Here is a 13,926-nt window from a genome sequence, read left to right on the forward strand (position 1 = left end):
CATGAGTGCGTCGAGGTCGCAGCGCGTCGTCGTCACCGGGGCCACGGGGGTCCTCGGCGGCGCGGTTGCGCGACGGCTGCACGCGACGCGACCCGATGTGCATGTGATCGCGCTCGGACGCGATGTCGCGCGCGGCGCCGCGCTGACGTCGGACGGAATCGATTTCGTCCGTGTCGACCTGTGCGATGCCCAGGCGGTGCGAACCGCGATCGCCGGTGCGGATGCGGTCGTCCACGCAGCCGCTCTATCCAGCCCTTGGGGCCCGCGTGCCGCGTTCGTCGCGGCCAACATCGATGCGACGGTGAACGTCGTGCACGCGTGCGTCGACCACGGCGTGCGACGCCTCGCGCACATCTCCACGCCCGGTATCTACCACGACGGTCGGCCGCATCGCGGCATCCGCGAAGACCACCCGCTGCCCGTGCGTGCCGTCAATGACTATGCGGCGACCAAGCGCATCGCCGAACAGCGCGCGCTCGAAGTCGCGACCAACAGCGACACCTCGCTGCTCATCCTGCGCCCACGCGCGATCTTCGGTCCGGGCGATACCTCGCTGCTGCCGCGCATCGCCGAGGCGCTGCGAAGGCGTCGGCTTCCGCGCATCGGCGACGGGCGCTGCACGGTCGATCTCACCTACGTCGACAACGCGGTCGACGCGGTCGTCCATGCGCTCGATGCACCGACGTCGCTGCACGGCCGCGCCTACAACGTCAGCAACGGTGAGCCGGTGCTCATCTGGGACGTGATTGATCGTCTTGCTGCGGCGCTGGGCGCGCCCGCTCCTCGGCGTCGCGTGCCCGCGAGCGTGCTGCACGCGTTCGCCGGCGTCCTCGAGCGTGTGCATCGGATGGCCATGCCGGATCGCGAACCGGCGCTGCTGCGCTACGGCGTCGACCTGCTCAGCGTCGACATGACGCTCGATATCTCACGCGCTCGCGCGGAGCTCGGTTACGCGCCGCGTGTGAGCATCGACGAGGCGCCCCACCGTACGTTTGCCACGCTGGCGGGACCGCGCGCATGACCGGAACACGCGTGATGCTCGGCGTATCGGGCCACAGTCATGTCGATCCGCGTCTTGCGGCGCTGCCGGAGCGCGGCGAAGGGCGCACCGCATTTCCTGCCGGCTGGGCGCTGATCGAACATCCGATCCACGGCCCGATCCTGTTCGACTGCGGCTATGGCGAACCCGCGCGAACGGCGATGCGTCGTGGCCTTCGTCGCGTATATCGCGGCGTCCTCGGTGTCTGCTGTCCCGCGGAAGGGGATGCCTCCACGCTGCTCGCGCAACGCGGCATCGCGCCCGGCGACGTGCGCTGGCTCGTGATCAGCCACTTCCATCCGGACCACGTGGGCGGTCTTCGCGCATTTCCGTCCGCGCGCTTCGTCGCGCATGCCGATGCATGGAAAACGATGCAACGCGGCGCGCTGGCCCGGCTGCATGCGCAGGTCTGGCGGGAGCTGCTGCCCGAGGATTTCGTTGCACGTCTGATGCTGCTCGCGCCCGATCGATTCACGGCACTCGGGGGTGATCTCGCGCCGCTCGGCTCCGGTGTCGACCTGTTCGATGACGGAAGCGTCGTACTCGTCGACCTGCCCGGGCATGCCCACGGACAGATCGGCCTCGCAACGCACCATGACGGCACGCGCATCCTGCTGGTCGCCGATGCGTTCTGGCAACACGCGCAGCTCGACACGCCGCAACCGCTGTCGTGGCTGGCGCGGCGTCTCGCGATGCACGCGTCGGGCGATTACGCGGCGACGCTCTCGCGCCTGCGCCAGTTCCGCGACGCGCAGCCCGACGCATGGATCATCGCGTCGCACTGCGCGCGAACACTCGAACGCTGGACGCATCGCCATCCCGATGCCGTATTGCTCGCATCGGGATGATCTCGCGGCGTGTTACGCCGGCACGGCCTCGTCCTGCACGACCACGCGGCCGCGCAGCGAATTCGACAGCGCCTCGGTAATCACGACATCGACGAACTGCCCGATGAGTCGGGGCGGGGCGGGGAAGTTCACCGAGCGCATGTTCTCGGTCTTGCCCGTCAGCTCGTTCGGGTTCTTGCGCGACGGGCCATCGACCAGGATGCGCTGAACGCTGCCCACCATCGACTGCGAAATGCGCGCCGCATTCGCATTGATCGTCGCCTGCAAGCGCGACAGCCGCGCGTGCTTGGTCTCGCTCGACACGTCGTCTTCGAGATTGGACGCGGGCGTGCCGGGGCGGCGCGAATAGATGAAGGAGAACGATTGGTCGAAGCCGACGTCCTCGATCAGCTTCATCGTCTTCTCGAAGTCCGCATCGGTCTCGCCCGGGAAGCCGACGATGAAATCCGACGAGATCGAGATGTCCGGCCGCACCGCGCGCAGCTTGCGGATCTTCTGCTTGAACTCGAGGGCGGTGTAGCCACGCTTCATCGCGGCCAGGATGCGATCCGAGCCGGACTGCACGGGCAGGTGCAGGTAGTTCGCGAGCTGCGGCACGTCGCGGTAGGCCTCGACCAGCGAATCGGAGAATTCGAGCGGGTGCGAGGTGGTGAACCGAATGCGGTCGACGCCGTCGATCTGCGCGATCGTGCGGATCAGCAGGCCGAGGTCGGCAATCTCGCCTTCGCCCATCGGCCCGCGATACGCGTTGACGTTCTGCCCGAGCAGATTGATCTCACGCACGCCCTGTGCGGCCAGCTGCGCGACTTCGACCAGCACGTCCTCGAACGGGCGGCTCACTTCCTCGCCGCGCGTGTACGGCACGACGCAGAACGAGCAGTACTTCGAGCAGCCTTCCATGATCGAGACGAACGCGCTGGGGCCGTCGGCGCGGGGCTGCGGCAGGCGGTCGAACTTCTCGATCTCGGGGAAGGAGATGTCGACCTGCGGCTTGCCGGACTCGCGGCGGGCCTCGATGAGCTCGGGCAGGCGATGGAGCGTCTGCGGGCCGAACACCAGGTCCACGAACGGGGCGCGCTTCACGATCGCTTCGCCCTCCTGGCTGGCCACGCAGCCGCCCACGCCGATCAGGACCGGCTTGCCACCCTGCTTCAGAGAGCGCCACCGGCCGAGCTGGCTGAAGACCTTTTCCTGCGCCTTCTCGCGGATCGAGCAGGTGTTGACGAGGATGACGTCGGCTTCGGCCGGGTCATGGGTGATTTCGAGGCCGTCGGCTGCGGCGAGAACATCGGCCATCTTCGCCGAGTCGTACTCGTTCATCTGGCAACCGTGGGTTTCGATGAAGAGCTTGCCGCGCGGGGTGGCGGCAGCGATCGTCGCCGGTTCGGCGACGGAGAGGGTCAGGTCGGTCATGGGTTCCGGGAAGGGCGGCGGTTAATCCGGGCCGGCCGGTGCAGTTTACCGCGGTGCAACAGGTCAGGTGATCGCGTCCGCAGATCAACAATTCCTGTCCGATCAAAGGCTTGTGAAAATTCCGGGAACGCGGAATGATGGCCCCATGAAGACGCCCGTCGCACTTCTGCTGCTTGCCGGCCTGTTCGGCGCCGCCCCGGCCTTCGCCGGCACTGTCTATCGCTGCAATGTCGATGGCGTCCGCAGCTACTCCAGCAAGCGGCTGTCCGGCGCGAGCTGCGAAGTGGTGAGCCGCTACACGGCGAAGAAGGCGTCGCGATACGTCGCCCCGAAGGCCCCGGCGATCGGTGCCGTGACGCCCGTGAACCTCGTCGCCGGTTCGCCGGCCTCGGGCTCGCTCCCGGCCGTGTCGACGCCCGCCGTCCAGATCGCGCCGGCCGCCTCCGCGCCGGTGGCGTCCGCTCCGACGAGCCGCCTGGTCCAGGGCCAGATCTATTCGTACATGCAGGACGGCGTGCGGCACTACTCGAGCCGCCGCCCGCAGGGCGTCGCGATCGCGGGTGCCGTCCGCACGATCAAGTACAGCTTCATGGAGACCTGCTACGCCTGCGGCGCGCAGCCGGGCGTCAACTTCTCCACGATCCGCCTGAAGCCGGACGCCTATCGCAGCGAGATCGCCGCGGCCGCCGCCCAGTACGGCGTCGAGGAGTCGATCGTCCGCGCCATCATCCACGCCGAGTCGGCCTACAACCCGAATGCGCTGTCCCGCGTCGGCGCGCAGGGCCTGATGCAGCTGATGCCGGCCACGGCCCGCCGTTTCGGCGTCGGCAATGCCTTCGACCCGGCGCAGAACATCCGCGGCGGCGTGCAGTACCTCGCGTTCCTGTTGAAGCGCTTCAACGGCGACATCCGCCTGATGGCCGCGGGCTACAACGCGGGCGAGGGCGCGGTCGACAAGTACGGCGGCGTGCCGCCCTACAGCGAGACCCAGCGCTACGTACAGCGCGTGGCGCTGCTCGCGGACCGCTACCGGAGTTCGCCGGTCCTGCGCTGAGGCGTCTGCCCGTCCGCCTCGAAAGGCCAGCCTTCATCCGGCTGGCCTTTTGCATTCCGGGGCCTGCGGAGTGCGAAATGCGTCCGGGCTCGTCATTCGAACGCGGGTTGCCGATTGTCGGCCCGTTCACCGTTCCGTTACACTTCCGCGTCTTTATCAGTCGTCCCGCATGGCCTGCGGGGCGGCCCATGTCGAAATCAGTTTTCGGAGTGCCGGATGGCCAACGAAGGGGTCAACGAGCCCAACCACGAGCCGGTCAACCTCGGCCGCCGTCGGTTCCTTACCGCGACGACCGCTGTCGTTGGCGCGGTGGGTGCCGGCTTCGCCGCGGTGCCGTTCATCAAGTCGTGGAACCCGAGCGCGCGCGCCAAGCTCGCCGGTGCGCCGGTCACGGCGGACATCAGCGGTCTGCCGATGGGCCAGCGCATGATCATCGAGTGGCGCGGCCAGCCGATCTGGATCGTCCGTCGCTCGCAGGACATCCTCAAGGCGCTGCCGACGCTCGACAACCGCCTGCGCGACCCGAAGTCGGAAGACGTCGACCAGCAGCCGAAGTACGTGCTTAAGGGTGACGTGCACTACCGCTCGATCAAGCCGGAAATCTCCGTGCTCGTCGGCCTCTGCACGCACCTGGGCTGCTCGCCGGAAATGAAGGCGGAAATCCGCCCCGAGCCGTTCGATCCCGAGTGGAAGGGCGGCTATTTCTGCCCCTGCCACAAGTCGCGTTTCGACATGTCCGGCCGCGTGTTCCAAGGCGTTCCCGCGCCGAAGAACCTCGCGGTGCCGCCGCATTACTTCGAGAACGACAACAGCATCGTGATCGGCGTCGATCCGAAGGGAGCCGCCTGACATGGCCACCAATAACGATACGAAGCAGGCGCCGAACGATCCGGCGACCGGCCTGATCGCCGGCGTCGTGAACTGGTTCCACGACCGCGCCCCGGGCGCGGGCGAGGCGTACAAGAAGCACATGACGGAGTACTTCGCTCCGAAGAACTTCAACGTCTGGTACTACTTCGGTTCGCTCGCGCTGCTGGTTCTGGTCAACCAGATCGTCACCGGCATCTTCCTGACGATGCACTTCAAGACCGACGCCGCGCAGGCGTTCGCGTCGGTGGAGTACATCATGCGCGACGTGGAGTGGGGCTGGCTGATCCGGTACATGCACAGCACCGGCGCCTCGCTCTTCTTCATCGTGGTCTACCTGCACATGTGGCGCGGCCTGATGTACGGGTCGTACAAGAAGCCGCGCGAGCTGGTGTGGATCCTCGGCATGGTGATCTACCTCGTGCTGATGGCCGAGGCCTTCATGGGCTACGTGCTGCCGTGGGGCCAGATGTCGTTCTGGGGCGCGAAGGTGATCATTTCGCTCTTCGGCGCGATTCCGGTCATCGGCAACGGCCTGACCGAATGGATCATGGGCGACTACCTGCCGTCCGACGCCACGCTCAACCGCTTCTTCGCGCTGCACGTCATCGCGCTGCCGCTGGTGCTCCTGCTGCTCGTCGTGCTGCACCTCGGTGCGCTGCACGAAGTCGGCTCGAACAATCCGGACGGCGTCGACGTCAAGTACGGCCCGAAGGGCAATCGCTGGTCGGCGACCGCGCCGAAGGACACGATCCCGTTCCATCCGTACTACACGGTCAAGGACATGGTCGGCGTTGGCTTCTTCCTGATGCTGGCGGCCTTCATCATCTTCTTCGAGCCGACCGTCGGTGGCCTGTTCCTCGAGCACGACAACTTCACCGAGGCCAACCGCCTGGTCACGCCGTCGCACATCAAGCCGACGTGGTACTTCACGCCGTACTACGCAATGCTCCGCGTGGTGCCGAACAAGCTGCTCGGCGTCCTGACGATGTTCGGCGCGATCATGCTGCTGTTCTTCGTGCCGTGGCTCGACAAGGCGAAGGTCAAGTCGATGCGCTATCGCGGCGTGCTGGCCAAGACCATGTTCCTGCTCCTGGCGTTCGCGTTCCTGTGGCTCGGCAAGATCGGTTCCGGCCCCGGCACGGACATCAACGAGACCTACATCGGTCGCGCCCTGACGTTCTTCTACTTCATGTTCTTCATCACCATGCCGATCTGGACGCGCATGGACAAGACGAAGCCGGTGCCCGAGCGGGTGACGATGCATGACTAATCCGTCCGTTCGCCCGTCCACCTCCTTCCAGCCTGCCGGATCCATGAAGATGCGAGTTCTGCGATCGCTTGCGACGCTCGTGCTCGGCCTCGCGGTGTCGATGCCGCTGTTCGCCGAAGAAGAGGGCAACCTCCAGCAGGCGGGCACGGACATCACCGACCGTGCCTCGCTGCAGCGCGGCGCCCAGCTGTTCATGAACTACTGCTCGGGCTGCCATTCGCTGAAGTACCTGCGTTACTCGCGCATGGCCGAAGACCTCGGCCTGACGGAAGACGAGGTGCAGAACAACCTCAACTTCACGGGCGCGAAGTTCGGCGAGACGATCGACGCCGCCATGCCGCCGGAGTCGAAGGACTGGTTCGGCAAGCAGCCGCCGGATCTCTCCCTGATCGCCCGCGTGCGCGGGCCGGACTGGGTCTACACCTATCTCAAGTCGTTCTACCTGGACGAATCGCGTCCGGTGGGTTGGAACAACACCGTGTTCCCCAACGTGTCGATGCCGAATCCGCTCTGGCAGCTGCAGGGTCTGCAGCACGCCGAGTTCGGCAAGGCCGACGCGACGGGCGAGCGCCCGGTCCTGGGCCTGAAGGTCACCGAGCCCGGTACGCTCGATGCCCAGGGCTTCGACCGCGCGGCGCGCGACATCACTACATTTCTCGAGTACGCCGGCGAGCCCGCGGCCATCAAGCGTCAATCGATGGGTGTCTGGGTGGTGCTGTTCCTGGCGTTGCTGACGTTCCTCGCCTGGCTCTTGAAGAAGGAGTACTGGCGCGACGTCGAGCACTGATCGCGGCCGCGGTGTCGGGGATAGGGCACCGCATCGCCGTGACTCGGGACCGTTGGCGACCGCCCGCACGGGGTGGGCGGCGCCCTGCGGCCGGCGGTTTCCGGTCGATCGAGGTCGACGATGGCGGCGAGTCCACGCATGCGTAATACCCTGACCCTGTTTTCCTCTACCGATTGCGTTCTCTGTCATCGCGTGCGCCTGGTGCTCGCGGCCAAGGGCGTGACGTACGACCTCATTCCGGTCGATCCGCAGAATCCGCCGGAAGACCTGGTGGATCTCAATCCGTACCAGTCGGTGCCGACCCTGGTCGAGCGCGATCTCGTGCTCTATGCGGCGAGCGTCGTCAGCGAATACCTCGACGAGCGCTATCCGCATCCGCCGCTGATGCCGGTCGACCCGCTGTCGCGCGCGCGTCTGCGCCTCGCGATGCTGCGGCTGGAGCACGACTGGGTGCCGCAGGTGCAGGCCATCCAGCTGGGCAACAAGGCGCAGCAGGAAGCCGGTCGCAAACGCCTCAAGGAACTGCTGACCGCGTCGGTCCCGCTGTTCAAGGCGAGCAAATTCTTCCTCAATCCCGAGATGAGCCTCGCGGACTGCGCGATGGCGCCGATCATCTGGCGTCTGCCGGCACTCGGCGTGCCGCTGCCCAAGGACGGCAAGGTCATCGAGGACTACGGCAACCGCATCTTCCGCAACCCGGGTTTTGCGCGCAGCCTGACCGAGCAGGAACGCAAGCTCCGCGACATGCCGATGTAAGTGGCGATGCCACGAGCGTCGATCGAGCCCGCCATCCGGCGGGCTTTTTCGTTCTGAACGGGCATCGTGTCACGCGCGCCTGCGACAGTCCCTCGCTTAAACTCCACCTATGAGTGACGAGTTCGAAATGACCAGCCATCGCCCGTACCTGCTGCGGGCGTTGTACGAGTGGATCGCCGACAACGGCCTGACGCCGCACCTGCTGGTCGACGCGACGCGGCCGGGCGTGCAGGTGCCTAAGCACGCGATCAACGACGGGCGCATCGTCCTCAACGTTGCCCAGCGCGCCGTCGCCGGGCTGGAAATGACCAACGACCTCATCCGCTTCAGCGCGCGCTTCGGCGGCGTGAGCCACTCGGTGTCCGTGCCGGTGGGCGCGGTGCTCGCGATCTATGCGCGGGAGAACGGGCAGGGCATGGCGCTTCCTGCGGATTCCGACGAAGGTGCGGGTTCGACCGCTCTGTCGGCCGACGCGCTCGGCGATGACGGCCCGATGCTCGAACTCGTGTCGGACAGCCGCGACGATGCATCGACGGAGCCCGACGACGACGGCGACCACGAGCCGCCGACGCCTCCGCGCCGCGGCCACCTGCGCATCGTCAAGTAAGCCGCGTCAGTTCAGCGGTGCACGCTGCGGAAACGCGATCGGTTCCGGCGTTGGCGGTCCGACGAAGCTGACGAGACGATCGCCGCGCAGCACGAGTCGGCCCTGGTGGCGGTCCGTGCCATCGGTCGAATAGTCGAATCTGAACGTGCGTTCCCAGCCGAGCTTGCCGCTCTCAAGTCGTCGCGGTTGCATGCCGATGACATGGACGGAGTCGTCCAGCCATTGCACGCGCGCAGCGCGGCAGGCGTCGCGGCCGAGATCGCGTGCGCGCTCGGCTGCGGCGCGTCCGGCGTTCCAGAACGCGACCGCAATGGCGGTGAAGATCATCATCACGATCAGGGAAGGCATTTTGTTACTGTGGCGGCGGCAGTGGTTCTGGGCAAGAGCCGCCAAGGATCGAGGGGGCGATCTCAAATGAAACTCGTATTTCCGGGTGGCGAACACCCGCAGGTCATCCTGCAACCGGGCGTCAACAGCGTCGGGTCTGCGCCGGATGCCAACATCGTGCTGGATCGCCCCGGCGTGCAGCCGCGCCATTGCCAGCTCCACGTCACGGCCAACGGCGTGATGCTCGACGTGCCGGTGGATGCGTCCGTCGCGGTCAACGGTTCGCCGGTGCGAGGCCTGATCGCGCTGCGCGACGGCGACCGCGTGTCGTTCGACCGTTTCGAGGCCCGCCTGACGGGCATGGAGAACGTCGCCGCCGCGCGCCCGGGCGCGAGCGCCCCCTCGGCGAACGACGACCTGTTCGCGACGACCGTTCGTGCCGCGCTGCCGAAGTTCATGCTGCGCGGCGTGTCGGGCCATCTGTTCGGCCGCAGTTTCGCGCTGGCCGCGACGAATACCGTCGGCCGCGCGCCGGAATCGACGTTGCGCTTCGACGAGAACGGCATTTCGCGCGCCCATGCGCGCCTCGTGCCGACCGATACCAGCGTGCAGATCGAGGATCTGGGCTCGACGAACGGCACGTTCCTCAATGGCAAGCGCATCCTCAGCGGCGAAGCCAAGATCGGCGACGAAATCGGGTTCGATACGCTGCGTTTCCGCGTGCTGTCGACCGTGCCGTCGGAGAACGAGGAGCACGACGCTGCAGCGCCGTCGCGTTGGGATCCGCGGCTTCTGTGGGGCGTCGTGATCGGTATCGCGCTGCTCGCCGCCGCGATCGTCGTCGCGCTCTAACTCCGCGTCGCCAAATCGGCCGGTTTGCGGCCGAGCTTCAGCGAGAGATCGATCGCGCGGACGTGCTTGGTCAGTCCGCCGATCGAAATGCAGTCGACGCCGTCCTCCGCGATCGCACGCACGCCGTCGAGATCGACGCCGCCCGACACCTCGAGTGGAATTCGCCCGTTCGCGATGCGCACCGCTTCGCGCCGCATGTCGCGGTCGAAGTCGTCGATCAGGATGCGGCTGCAGTCGGTATCCAGCGCCTCGCGCAACTGATCGAGCGTTTCCACTTCCACGATCACCGGCAGCGACGGCGACTGCGCGCGCGCGTTGCGCACGGCGCCGGCGATCGAGCCCGCCGCGCGGATGTGGTTTTCCTTGAGCATCACCGCGTCGTACAGACCCATGCGGTGGTTCGTGCCGCCACCGACGCGCACGGCGTACTTCTGTGCGAGACGCAGGCCGGGAATCGTCTTGCGCGTGTCCAGGATCTTCGCGCGCGTGCCCGCGACTGCAGCGACGTAGTCGGCCGTGACCGTCGCGGTCGCCGAGAGCGTCTGCATGAAGTTGAGCGAGGCGCGTTCGGCGGTCACGAGCGCGCGCGCATGCCCCTGAAGCGTGGCAAGCAGCGTGCCGGCGCGGACACGATCGCCTTCGGCGACGTGCCAGGCGATCGCGACGTCGGGGTCGAGCGCGCGGTGGCAGGCGTCGAACCACGGGCGCCCGCAGGCCACCGCCACGTCCTTGCAGAGCAGGTAGGCGGTGTCGGCGACGTTGGGCAGCAGTGCTGCGGTGACGTCGCCGGTGCCGACGTCTTCCGCGAGCGCGCTACGGATATCCGCCTCGACCGCCTCGAGCGGCGGATCGAACGCGAGGCTCATGCGACGGTGATGCCGCAGGTGGTGAGGTCGAGCGATTCCTCGGCGAGCAGGACCGGAATGCCGTCGTCGATGCGGTAGGCGAGGCGGCCGTCCGCGGTCACAAGGGCGGCGTCGACGGCGGTCGACTGCGCGCTGCCGTCGCCGCGCTTCACGGCGCCGCCGGCGATGGCGACGTTGAGGTCGTGGAGCATGCGGGCATCCGCCGGGCGGAGCGGCTGTCGGGTGGTCGGGCAGGCCAGCAGGTCGAGCAGCTTGCGGTCCATGGCAGGGAATCGCGGGTGGGCCGTTTAGAATACGTCTTTGACCGGAAGGGGACGTATGGCTGCCGTGCAACCGCCCGCCGCCGTGGTCGGCATCGTGATGGGCTCGCGTTCGGACTGGGAGACCATGCAGCACGCGGCTGCGAAGCTCGAGGAGCTCGGCGTGCCGCACGAGGTGCGCGTGGTCTCCGCGCATCGCACGCCGGACGTCCTCTTCGACTACGCGGCGACCGCACGTGACCGTGGCCTGCGCGCGATCATCGCGGGTGCCGGTGGCGCGGCGCACCTGCCGGGCATGCTCGCCTCGAAGACGCCGGTTCCGGTGCTCGGCGTTCCGGTGCAGTCGAAGGCGTTGAACGGCATGGATTCGCTGCTGTCGATCGTGCAGATGCCGGCGGGAATCCCGGTCGCGACGTTCGCCATCGGCAACGCGGGCGCAGCGAACGCCGCACTCTTCGCCGCCGCGATGCTCGCGAGCGACATGCCCGATGTCGCCGCGAAGCTCGATGCCTTCCGCGCCAAGCAGACGGCCGATGTCATGCAGAACGACGATCCACGCCGATGACCACCGTCGGCATCCTCGGAGGCGGTCAGCTCGCGCGCATGCTCGCGCTCTCCGGTGCGCCGCTCGGCCTGCGTTTCCTGGTGATGGACAACGTCGCCGACGCCTGCGCGGGGCAGTTCGCACCGATGGTGGTCGGTGACTATCGCGACGAAGCCGCGCTCGCGGAATTCGCGTCGCGTGTGGACGTTGCGACGTTCGATTTCGAGAACGTGCCGGCGGAATCGGCAAGCTGGCTGACGCAGCGCGTGGACGTCTTCCCGAATCCGCGTGCGCTGGCGACCGCGCAGGATCGCCTTGCCGAGAAGACGCTGTTCCGCGAACTCGGTATCCCGGTCCCACCGTTCGCGGCCATCGACACGCTCGACGACCTGCGTGCGGCCATCGACACCATCGGTACGCCGTCCATCCTCAAGACGCGCCGCCTCGGTTACGACGGCAAGGGGCAGTTCCGGCTGCGCACGAAGGACGACGTCGATTCCGCATGGGCCGCGCTCGGCGCACAGGCGTCGAAGGTCGGCCTCATCCTCGAAGGCTTCGTGCATTTCGAGCGCGAGTTGTCGGTCGTCGCCGTTCGCGGTCGCGACGGCGAATTCCGCGCGTGGCCGCTCACCGAGAACTGGCATGTCGACGGCGTGCTGTCGGCGAGCCTCGCGCCTGCGGTCGTCGACGATGCGACGCAGGCGCTGGCCTGCGACCATGCGAAACGCCTCGCCGAAGCGCTCGATTACGTCGGCGTGTTCGCGCTCGAGCTGTTCTCGCAGGATGGCGTTCTGCTGGCGAACGAACTCGCGCCGCGCGTGCACAACTCCGGTCACTGGACGATCGAAGGCAGCGAGACGTCGCAGTTCCAGAACCATCTGCGCGCCGTGATCGGCCTGCCGCTCGGCGACACGCGGATGGTAGGCGTCGCGTGCATGCTCAACTGGATCGGCGACATGCCGGATGCGACGCCCGTGCTCGAGGAGGCCGGCGGCCATTGGCACGACTACGGCAAGGAACCGCGTGCAGGTCGCAAGGTTGGCCACGCGACGCTGCGCGCGGACGACGGTGCATCGCTCGCCGCGGCGTTGAAGCGCGTCGGCGAGCGACTCGGCCGCGACGCGCAGGTCGCGCCGGTGATCGAGCGCCTTTCCGGTCGTTGAGGCGGATCAGGGCGCGGCGACGGCCGCGTCCGGTGTCGTGACGCGCTTCATCCGCTGCATCAGACCGACGCCCTGCACGACGTAGAACGTCAGCACGGTGGCCGCGATAGCGAGGGTGAGCGGGCTGGAGGACTGCGGCGTCGTGAAGCCGCCCGACGCGAAGCGCCACGCCATGCGTCCGACGAGAAGAGCGGTCAGCGCCGCGCCGATCCATGGATTCGGCGTGTAACCGGGCTGGCCGCCCGCGGTGTCGATGCGGATCAGGCGCAACGCGAGCATGCCCAGTCCGACCCCGAGCAAGGCGCCGACGCCGATCCCCCAGTGTTCAGCGGGACGCAGCGCGCCCAACAGCGCGAGCGGCACAAGGAACAGCGAGAGCAGCACGACGCGCGCCATCGTGCGCTTCGGTCGCCACGGCTGGCGGCCGAAATGGCTGCGGATGCGTCGATAGATGCTGAAGCCGACGGTGGCGGCGATGAGGTACGGCACGTACCCCGGCATGGCGGTCGCGGTCATTCGGAACTCCCCCTGGAGACGCGAAGCCTAACGCAGGTTCCGGAAACACGAACGGCCGGGTCGCCCCGGCCGTTCGTGCGTTCCGTCGTACGACGGATCACTTCATGTTCGACGCCACGAAGTCCCAGTTGACGAGGTTCCAGAACGCCTCGACGAACTTCGGACGCGCGTTGCGATAGTCGATGTAGTACGCGTGTTCCCAGACGTCGCAGGTGAGCAGCGGCGTGTCTTCGCCGGTGATCGGCGTGTTCGCGTTCGACGTGCTCACCAGCGCGAGCGAGCCATCCGGACGCTGCACCAGCCAGCCCCAGCCCGAACCGAACGTGGTCACGCAGGTCTTCGCGAACTCGTCCTTGAACGTGGCGAAGTCGCCGAACGCGAGGTTGATCGCATCAGCCAGCTTGCCCGTCGGCTCGCCGCCGCCGTTGGGCTTCATGCAGTTCCAGAAGAAGGTGTGGTTCCACACCTGCGCGACGTTGTTGAACAGGCCGCCCTGCGCCTTGCGGATGATGTCCACGAGCGGCATGTCGGCGAACTCGGTGCCCTCGATCATCTTGTTGGCGTTGTCGACGTACGCCTTGTGGTGCTTGCCGTAATGGAAGTCGAGCGTCTCGGCCGACATGTGCGGCTCGAGCGCGGCGCGGTCGTAGGGCAGGGGAGGCAGTTCGATGGCCATGCGGCAACTCCTTGTGGGGGCGTACAATTTCGCATTCTATCCCCACCATGCCGCTGCAATCCGTCGCGGCGGTGCAAC

17 protein-coding genes are annotated in these 13,926 nt (G+C 67.2%); 11 read left to right on the forward strand and 6 right to left on the reverse strand.

From position 1 onward, the window contains the following. Nucleotide 1 precedes the first annotated feature (1 nt). Nucleotides 2–1,021, forward strand: coding sequence for an NAD-dependent epimerase/dehydratase family protein (locus EVS83_RS03185; protein ID WP_133499545.1), 1,020 nt, complete (start codon nucleotides 2–4; stop codon nucleotides 1,019–1,021). Beyond that, nucleotides 1,018–1,887 carry an MBL fold metallo-hydrolase gene (locus tag EVS83_RS03190; RefSeq protein ID WP_133499547.1) on the forward strand — a complete coding sequence of 290 codons (870 nt, stop codon included), beginning with the start codon at nucleotides 1,018–1,020 and terminating at the stop codon, nucleotides 1,885–1,887. The genes EVS83_RS03185 and EVS83_RS03190 overlap by 4 nt, the downstream gene beginning before the upstream one ends. Before the next feature lie 12 nt (nucleotides 1,888–1,899). Here EVS83_RS03190 and miaB read toward each other — a convergent pair whose 3' ends face one another. Beyond that, entirely contained in the window at nucleotides 1,900–3,300 is a 1,401-nt protein-coding gene (gene miaB / locus EVS83_RS03195) for a tRNA (N6-isopentenyl adenosine(37)-C2)-methylthiotransferase MiaB (RefSeq protein WP_133499549.1), read from the reverse strand. A 145-nt stretch (nucleotides 3,301–3,445) separates the two neighbouring features. Here miaB and EVS83_RS03200 point away from each other — a divergent pair, with 145 nt between their 5' ends. The 6 genes from EVS83_RS03200 (at nucleotide 3,446) to EVS83_RS03225 (ending at nucleotide 8,644) form a co-directional block, all read left to right on the forward strand. Further along, a complete protein-coding gene (locus tag EVS83_RS03200) occupies nucleotides 3,446–4,354 on the forward strand; it encodes a lytic transglycosylase domain-containing protein (protein ID WP_133499551.1) in 909 nt (302 codons plus the stop codon). Nucleotides 4,355–4,570: 216 nt separating this feature from the next. After that, entirely contained in the window at nucleotides 4,571–5,203 is a 633-nt protein-coding gene (gene petA / locus EVS83_RS03205) for a ubiquinol-cytochrome c reductase iron-sulfur subunit (RefSeq protein ID WP_133499553.1), read from the forward strand. A gap of 1 nt (nucleotide 5,204) precedes the next feature. Continuing rightward, complete coding sequence (locus tag EVS83_RS03210; RefSeq protein WP_133499555.1) at nucleotides 5,205–6,494, forward strand: cytochrome b; 1,290 nt, start codon at nucleotides 5,205–5,207, stop codon at nucleotides 6,492–6,494. Between the two features lie 43 nt (nucleotides 6,495–6,537). Then, entirely contained in the window at nucleotides 6,538–7,281 is a 744-nt protein-coding gene (locus EVS83_RS03215) for a cytochrome c1 (RefSeq protein ID WP_133499557.1), read from the forward strand. A gap of 120 nt (nucleotides 7,282–7,401) precedes the next feature. Further along, the gene (locus EVS83_RS03220) at nucleotides 7,402–8,037 is read left to right on the forward strand and encodes a glutathione S-transferase N-terminal domain-containing protein (RefSeq protein ID WP_133499559.1); all 636 of its coding nucleotides are present in this window, start codon (nucleotides 7,402–7,404) and stop codon (nucleotides 8,035–8,037) included. A 109-nt stretch (nucleotides 8,038–8,146) separates the two neighbouring features. After that, nucleotides 8,147–8,644 carry a ClpXP protease specificity-enhancing factor gene (locus EVS83_RS03225; protein WP_133499560.1) on the forward strand — a complete coding sequence of 166 codons (498 nt, stop codon included), beginning with the start codon at nucleotides 8,147–8,149 and terminating at the stop codon, nucleotides 8,642–8,644. 6 nt (nucleotides 8,645–8,650) lie between these two features. Here the strand turns inward: EVS83_RS03225 and EVS83_RS03230 are convergent, their stop codons facing one another. Continuing rightward, a complete protein-coding gene (locus EVS83_RS03230) occupies nucleotides 8,651–8,992 on the reverse strand; it encodes a DUF3301 domain-containing protein (protein ID WP_133499561.1) in 342 nt (113 codons plus the stop codon). A 66-nt stretch (nucleotides 8,993–9,058) separates the two neighbouring features. On the opposite strand from EVS83_RS03230, the gene EVS83_RS03235 reads away from it, so the two are divergent. Further along, on the forward strand, nucleotides 9,059–9,823 hold the full coding sequence (locus EVS83_RS03235; RefSeq protein ID WP_133499563.1) for an FHA domain-containing protein: 765 nt from the start codon (nucleotides 9,059–9,061) through the stop codon (nucleotides 9,821–9,823). Here EVS83_RS03235 and nadC read toward each other — a convergent pair. Together nadC and EVS83_RS03245 are read right to left on the reverse strand one after the other, a co-directional pair. Then, nucleotides 9,820–10,689 carry a carboxylating nicotinate-nucleotide diphosphorylase gene (nadC, locus tag EVS83_RS03240; RefSeq protein WP_133499564.1) on the reverse strand — a complete coding sequence of 290 codons (870 nt, stop codon included), beginning with the start codon at nucleotides 10,687–10,689 and terminating at the stop codon, nucleotides 9,820–9,822. The two genes, EVS83_RS03235 and nadC, sit on opposite strands and share 4 nt — an antisense overlap. Next, a complete protein-coding gene (locus EVS83_RS03245; RefSeq protein ID WP_133499566.1) occupies nucleotides 10,686–10,952 on the reverse strand; it encodes a Trm112 family protein in 267 nt (88 codons plus the stop codon). The genes nadC and EVS83_RS03245 overlap by 4 nt, the downstream gene beginning before the upstream one ends. A gap of 55 nt (nucleotides 10,953–11,007) precedes the next feature. On the opposite strand from EVS83_RS03245, the gene purE reads away from it, so the two are divergent. Continuing rightward, the gene (gene purE, locus EVS83_RS03250) at nucleotides 11,008–11,514 is read left to right on the forward strand and encodes a 5-(carboxyamino)imidazole ribonucleotide mutase (RefSeq protein WP_133499568.1); all 507 of its coding nucleotides are present in this window, start codon (nucleotides 11,008–11,010) and stop codon (nucleotides 11,512–11,514) included. Continuing rightward, a complete protein-coding gene (locus tag EVS83_RS03255; protein WP_133499570.1) occupies nucleotides 11,511–12,656 on the forward strand; it encodes a 5-(carboxyamino)imidazole ribonucleotide synthase in 1,146 nt (381 codons plus the stop codon). Before purE ends, EVS83_RS03255 begins: the two co-directional genes overlap by 4 nt. A 6-nt stretch (nucleotides 12,657–12,662) precedes the next feature. Here EVS83_RS03255 and EVS83_RS03260 read toward each other — a convergent pair whose 3' ends face one another. Beyond that, complete coding sequence (locus tag EVS83_RS03260) at nucleotides 12,663–13,172, reverse strand: CcdC protein domain-containing protein (protein ID WP_133499572.1); 510 nt, start codon at nucleotides 13,170–13,172, stop codon at nucleotides 12,663–12,665. A 97-nt stretch (nucleotides 13,173–13,269) separates the two neighbouring features. After that, nucleotides 13,270–13,848: a superoxide dismutase gene (locus EVS83_RS03265; RefSeq protein WP_133499574.1), complete on the reverse strand. Its 579-nt coding sequence runs from the start codon at nucleotides 13,846–13,848 to the stop codon at nucleotides 13,270–13,272. Nucleotides 13,849–13,926: the final 78 nt, after the last annotated feature.

Source organism: Cognatilysobacter terrigena (assembly GCF_004361065.1).
Taxonomy (GTDB): Bacteria; Pseudomonadota; Gammaproteobacteria; order Xanthomonadales; family Xanthomonadaceae; genus Cognatilysobacter; species Cognatilysobacter terrigena.

Bases quoted from the DNA above. Each gene is read 5' to 3' on its own strand.
- EVS83_RS03185 (WP_133499545.1), top strand. From the start codon at position 2: ATGAGTGCGTCGAGGTCGCAGCGCGTCGTCGTCACCGGGGCCACGGGG.
- EVS83_RS03190 (WP_133499547.1), top strand. From the start codon at position 1,018: ATGACCGGAACACGCGTGATGCTCGGCGTATCGGGCCACAGTCATGTC.
- miaB (WP_133499549.1), bottom strand. From the start codon at position 3,300: ATGACCGACCTGACCCTCTCCGTCGCCGAACCGGCGACGATCGCTGCC.
- EVS83_RS03200 (WP_133499551.1), top strand. From the start codon at position 3,446: ATGAAGACGCCCGTCGCACTTCTGCTGCTTGCCGGCCTGTTCGGCGCC.
- petA (WP_133499553.1), top strand. From the start codon at position 4,571: ATGGCCAACGAAGGGGTCAACGAGCCCAACCACGAGCCGGTCAACCTC.
- EVS83_RS03210 (WP_133499555.1), top strand. From the start codon at position 5,205: ATGGCCACCAATAACGATACGAAGCAGGCGCCGAACGATCCGGCGACC.
- EVS83_RS03215 (WP_133499557.1), top strand. From the start codon at position 6,538: ATGAAGATGCGAGTTCTGCGATCGCTTGCGACGCTCGTGCTCGGCCTC.
- EVS83_RS03220 (WP_133499559.1), top strand. From the start codon at position 7,402: ATGGCGGCGAGTCCACGCATGCGTAATACCCTGACCCTGTTTTCCTCT.
- EVS83_RS03225 (WP_133499560.1), top strand. From the start codon at position 8,147: ATGAGTGACGAGTTCGAAATGACCAGCCATCGCCCGTACCTGCTGCGG.
- EVS83_RS03230 (WP_133499561.1), bottom strand. From the start codon at position 8,992: ATGCCTTCCCTGATCGTGATGATGATCTTCACCGCCATTGCGGTCGCG.
- EVS83_RS03235 (WP_133499563.1), top strand. From the start codon at position 9,059: ATGAAACTCGTATTTCCGGGTGGCGAACACCCGCAGGTCATCCTGCAA.
- nadC (WP_133499564.1), bottom strand. From the start codon at position 10,689: ATGAGCCTCGCGTTCGATCCGCCGCTCGAGGCGGTCGAGGCGGATATC.
- EVS83_RS03245 (WP_133499566.1), bottom strand. From the start codon at position 10,952: ATGGACCGCAAGCTGCTCGACCTGCTGGCCTGCCCGACCACCCGACAG.
- purE (WP_133499568.1), top strand. From the start codon at position 11,008: ATGGCTGCCGTGCAACCGCCCGCCGCCGTGGTCGGCATCGTGATGGGC.
- EVS83_RS03255 (WP_133499570.1), top strand. From the start codon at position 11,511: ATGACCACCGTCGGCATCCTCGGAGGCGGTCAGCTCGCGCGCATGCTC.
- EVS83_RS03260 (WP_133499572.1), bottom strand. From the start codon at position 13,172: ATGACCGCGACCGCCATGCCGGGGTACGTGCCGTACCTCATCGCCGCC.
- EVS83_RS03265 (WP_133499574.1), bottom strand. From the start codon at position 13,848: ATGGCCATCGAACTGCCTCCCCTGCCCTACGACCGCGCCGCGCTCGAG.